The sequence below is a fragment of the Aquabacterium sp. A08 genome, assembly GCF_011742065.1.
The window spans coordinates 1-4,865 of sequence record NZ_JAAQQT010000699.1 but is presented as its reverse complement, the minus strand read 5'-3'; the positions used below and the strand labels follow the sequence as shown (position 1 = coordinate 4,865).

The window sequence follows — 4,865 nt, the reverse complement described above, 5'->3', positions numbered from 1 at the left end:
GTCTGGCCCTCCTCGTTCGACGGCTGTGCGACGGCTTTCGGGGTGGCGGCGAGCGACACCACCGTCAGCCGGTCTTCGGCCTTGACCCGCACCTGGATGGCGGGGTCGATGGCCTTGCTTTCTTTACGCTGGCGCAGCGTCAGCGCAATCGCGGCTACCATGGCCAACAGCAGGATGACGGCCGCCACCTCCACCGGGTAGGTGTACTGGCTGTACAGCAGCTTGCCCAGTTCACGGGTGTTGGAATGGTCGGACGCGTGCATGCCCGAGACCGCGGCGGTGGCGTCCACCGTCAAGGTGGGAAAGCCCACCCACAGCACCGCGATCAGTTCGGCACTGACCAGCAGACCCAATACCGCCGCGAGCGGGAAGTGGCGCCAGAAGCCGGCTCGAAGCTCGTCGACGTTGATGTCCAGCATCATCACCACGAACAGGAACAGCACCATCACCGCACCCAGGTACACCAGCACCAGGGTGATGCCCAGGAACTCGGCCTTGAGCAGCAGCCACACGGCCGCGGCCTGGGAAAACGCCAGCATCAGGTACAGCACCGCGTGCACCGGGTTGCGCGCGGTGACGACGCGGAAGGCCGCAAACAGCAGCACCGCCGAAAACAGGTAAAAAAAGCCCGCTTGGTAATCCATGTTGTTCTCGCTTGGCCTTTCAGCGGTACTTGGCGTCGGCCGCCTTGGCCGCCGCGATCTCGGCTTCGTAGCGGTCACCCACGGCCAGCAGCATCTCTTTGGTGAAATAGAGGTCGCCGCGCTTTTCGCCGTGGTATTCGAGGATCTGGGTCTCGACGATGGCGTCGACCGGGCAGGCCTCTTCGCAAAAGCCGCAGAAGATGCACTTGGTCAGGTCAATGTCGTAACGCGTGGTGCGGCGGGTGCCGTCGTCGCGCACGTCGGACTCGATGGTGATGGCCATGGCCGGACAGACCGCCTCGCACAGTTTGCAGGCGATGCAACGCTCTTCGCCGTTGTCGTAACGGCGCTGGGCGTGCAAGCCACGGAAACGTGGCGACAGCGGGGTCTTTTCCTCGGGGAACTGGACCGTGACCTTGCGGCGCAAGGCGTAGCGACCGGTCAGGGCCATGCCCTTGAACAGTTCAACCAGCAGGAAACTCTTGAGAAAGTCCTTCAGCGAGAAGGGCGCAACAGCGGTGGCAGACATGCGTGTGGCCTCTTTACTTCCAGATGTTCCAGGACGTCTGCATCACCGCGCCGACCAGCAGCAGCCAGACCAACGTGACCGGGATGAACACTTTCCAGCCCAGACGCATGATCTGGTCGTAACGGAAGCGGGGGAAGGTGGCGCGGATCCAGATGAACATGGACACGACGACGAAGGTTTTCAGGCCCAGCCAGATCCAGCCCGGGACCCAATTGAACAGGGCGCTGTCGATCGGGGAGGCCCAGCCGCCCAGGAACATCAACACCGCCAGGATGGACACCAGCCACATGCTGGCGTATTCGGCCAGGAAGAAGATGGCGAAGCCCATGCCCGAGTACTCGACCATGTGACCGGCCACGATCTCGGCCTCGCCCTCGACCACGTCGAAGGGATGGCGGTTGGTTTCGGCCACACCGGAGATCAGGTAGACCATGAAGATGGGCAGCAGCGGCAACCAGTTCCAGGACAGGAAGGTCAGGCCCATGTCGGCGCCCATGCCACGGTTCTGGGAATTGACGATCTCGACCAGGTTCAGGCTGCCGGCGGTCATGACCACCACCAGGAAGCAGAAACCGATGGCCAGTTCGTAGCTCACCATCTGGGCGGACGCACGCAGCGCCCCCAGAAAGGCGTACTTGGAGTTCGACGCCCAGCCGGCGATGATCACGCCGTACACCTCGATCGAGGTGATGGCCAGGATCACCAGCACGCCCGCGTTGACGTTGGCCAGCACGGCTTCGGGGCCGAAGGGCACCACCGCCCAGGCGGCCAGCGCCGGCATGATGGCCATGATGGGGCCGAGCCGGAACAGGCCCTTGGAGGCGGCCGTCGGGTTGATCAACTCCTTGCTCAGCAGCTTGACCGCGTCGGCGATGGGCTGCAGCAAACCAAACGGACCGACCCGGTTCGGGCCCAGGCGCACCTGCATGAAACCCAGCAGCTTGCGCTCCCACAGCGTCAGGTAGGCCACCGCGCCCATCAACGGGGCCAGCACGGCCACGATCTTGATCAGCGTCCAGAGGACGGGCCAGGCGGCGGTTTGCCACCAGCCGGCGGCCAGCAGGTTCAGGCCGCCGTTGTACATCGCGTCGATCATGCGCACACCCCCTCTTCGGTCCGCTGGGCGGCCCGGCCATCGGCCGTCAGTTGCAGCGACGGCGCGCGGCGCACCAATCCGTCGAGCTGGTAAATGGCGGCCACGCAGGGCGTGCCGGAGGTGACCGAGGTGTCGATCGGGGCCGACGTGCGGTTGTCGAGCCGGGCGGCATCGACCACCGAGCCGGCGGCCACGCCCGGCAGGGCCTGGGCCAGCACGGCCTGCGACGATTCGGCGTCAAAGCCACGCAGACCCAGCAGGCTGCCCAGCACGCGCAGCACCTTCCAGCACGGGCGGGTGTCGGCCAGGGGTTTGACCACCGCGTGGAAACTTTGCAGGCGGCCTTCGGCGTTGACGAAGGAGCCCGAGGTTTCGGTGAACGGCGCGATGGGCAACAGCACATCGCTCACGTCGAGGTTGGTCTTGAAAGGGCTGAGCGTCACCACCATGTCGGCCTGCTGCAGACCCTGGCGGCACACCGCCGTGTCCAGACCCGGTTCGACGTTGAGCAGCACCGCGGCTTTGAGGCCGCCGGTCAGCATCTGGGTGGCGTTCAGGCCGCCCTCGCCAGGGAGGGCACGGACCAGCTGCGCGCCGACCGTGTTGGCGGCTTCGGTCAGGTAGCCGACGCGAGCGCCGGTTTGGGTGCCGATCCACTGCGCCAGGGCCAGCAGGGCGGACGCCTGTTCGTGGTGCGCGGCGGCGTTGCCCAGCAACACGGCCTTGCGCTCGCCCGACAGCAGCGAAGCCGCGATCGCTCGGGCTTCGGCCGTGACCTGCACATCGGCCGGGGCGGCCACGCCGGTGGTTTCGGCCACGGCGGCGGCAATGCCGGCCAGGGCGACGGTCCAGTAGCCGGCGTCGGCCTGCACCGCGTGGGACACGGGCAGTGCCCAGTCCTGCAGGCCGGCCCACAGCGCGCTCACCTGGGCCCCCTTGCGGGCGGCCTGGCGGATGCGCTGGGCAAACAGGGGGTGGTCCTTGCGCAAGTTGGAGCCGACCACCAGCACACGGTCCAACGAGGACAGTTCCGCAATGGGCAGACCCAGCCAGCGGGCCGCACCGGCCGGTGCGGGGTGGCGGTAGTCGGCCGCGCGCAGGCGGGTGTCGATGTTCTGGCCGCCCAGACCGCGCACCAGCGCGCCGGCCAGGTGGAGTTCCTCGACCGTGCTGTGCGGGCTGGCGATCACGCCGATGGCGGCAGCGCCCTGCTCCGCCTGCACCTGCTTCAGGCCGTTGGCCACGTATTCCAGCGCGGTCTGCCAATCCACGGCCTTCCACTCGCCGCCCTGCTTCAGCATCGGCTGGGTCAGGCGCTCATCGCCGTTCAGGGCTTCGTAGCTGAAGCGGTCGCGGTCGGCGATCCAGCATTCGTTGACGGCGTCGTTTTCCAGCGGCACCACGCGCATCACGCGGTTGCTCTTGACCTGAACGATCAGGTTAGCGCCGGTGGAATCGTGCGGGCTCACGCTCTTGCGCCGCGACAGCTCCCAGGTGCGGGCCTGGTAGCGGAAGGGCTTGCTGGTCAGGGCGCCGACCGGGCAGATGTCAATCATGTTGCCCGACAGCTCGGAGTCCACCGTGTCGCCGACGAAGGTTTCGATCTCGGAATGCTCGCCGCGGTGCGACATGCCGAGTTCCATGATGCCGGCGATTTCCTGACCGAAGCGCACGCAACGGGTGCAGTGGATGCAGCGGCTCATCTCCTCCATGGAGATCAGCGGGCCCACGTCCTTGTGGAACACCACACGCTTTTCTTCTTCGTAGCGCGATGCACCGCCGCCGTAACCCACGGCCAGGTCTTGCAGTTGGCACTCGCCGCCCTGGTCGCAAATGGGGCAGTCCAGCGGGTGGTTGATCAGCAGGAATTCCATGACCGACTGCTGGGCCTTGATGGCCTTGTCGGACTTGGTGCGCACGATCATGCCCTGCGTCACCGGCGTGGCGCAGGCGGGCATGGGCTTGGGCGCTTTTTCCACGTCCACCAGGCACATGCGGCAGTTGGCCGCGATGGACAGCTTCTTGTGGTAGCAGAAGTGGGGAATGTAGCTGCCCGCCTTGTCGGCCGCATGCATCACCATGCTGCCCGGCGGAACCTCCACCTTCTTGCCGTCGAGTTCGATTTCAACCATTTGTGCTTGCCTCAAACGTAGGCCGGGACCATGCAGGTCTTGTGTTCGATGTGGTGCTCGAACTCGTGGCGGAAGTGCTTGATCATGCCGCGCACCGGCATGGCGGCCGCGTCGCCCAGCGCGCAGATGGTGCGCCCCATGATGTTCTCGGCCACGTTGTCGAGCAGCGCCAGATCGCTGGGCTTGCCCTCGCCGCGTTCGATGCGGTCCACCATGCGCCACAGCCAGCCGGTGCCTTCGCGGCACGGCGTGCACTGGCCGCACGATTCGTGCATGTAAAAGTAGCTCAGGCGCTGCAGCGACTTGACCATGCAACGCGTGTCGTCCATGACGATGACCGCGCCAGAACCCAGCATGGAGCCGGCCTTGCTGATGGAGTCGTAGTCCATCGTGCAGTCCATGATGATGTTGGCCGGCAGCACCGGGGCGGACGAGCCGCCCGGAATCACTGCCTTGAGCTGGCG

General features: G+C 66.0%; 5 protein-coding genes. All 5 read right to left on the bottom strand.

Going from position 1 to position 4,865, the window contains the following annotated elements:
• The coding region (locus tag HA630_RS20790) for an NADH-quinone oxidoreductase subunit J (protein ID WP_166837421.1) at nt 1-644 on the bottom strand (644 nt) is incomplete at its 3' end.
• 19 nt (nt 645-663) lie between these two features.
• Nucleotides 664-1,173: an NADH-quinone oxidoreductase subunit NuoI gene (gene nuoI, locus HA630_RS20785; protein ID WP_166837419.1), complete on the bottom strand. Its 510-nt coding sequence runs from the start codon at nt 1,171-1,173 to the stop codon at nt 664-666.
• Between the two features lie 13 nt (nt 1,174-1,186).
• On the bottom strand, nt 1,187-2,269 hold the full coding sequence (nuoH, locus tag HA630_RS20780) for an NADH-quinone oxidoreductase subunit NuoH (RefSeq protein ID WP_166837410.1): 1,083 nt from the start codon (nt 2,267-2,269) through the stop codon (nt 1,187-1,189).
• The gene (gene nuoG, locus HA630_RS20775) at nt 2,266-4,401 is read right to left on the bottom strand and encodes an NADH-quinone oxidoreductase subunit NuoG (protein ID WP_166837409.1); all 2,136 of its coding nucleotides are present in this window, start codon (nt 4,399-4,401) and stop codon (nt 2,266-2,268) included. Before nuoG ends, nuoH begins: the two co-directional genes overlap by 4 nt.
• Nucleotides 4,402-4,412: 11 nt before the next feature.
• A partial coding sequence (locus HA630_RS20770; RefSeq protein WP_305792629.1) for an NADH-ubiquinone oxidoreductase-F iron-sulfur binding region domain-containing protein occupies nt 4,413-4,865 on the bottom strand: 453 nt, incomplete at its 5' end.

Excerpts from the sequence above, each read along its gene's own strand:
- nuoG (WP_166837409.1), bottom strand. The coding sequence starts at position 4,401 with ATGGTTGAAATCGAACTCGACGGCAAGAAGGTGGAGGTTCCGCCGGGC.
- nuoI (WP_166837419.1), bottom strand. The coding sequence starts at position 1,173 with ATGTCTGCCACCGCTGTTGCGCCCTTCTCGCTGAAGGACTTTCTCAAG.
- nuoH (WP_166837410.1), bottom strand. The coding sequence starts at position 2,269 with ATGATCGACGCGATGTACAACGGCGGCCTGAACCTGCTGGCCGCCGGC.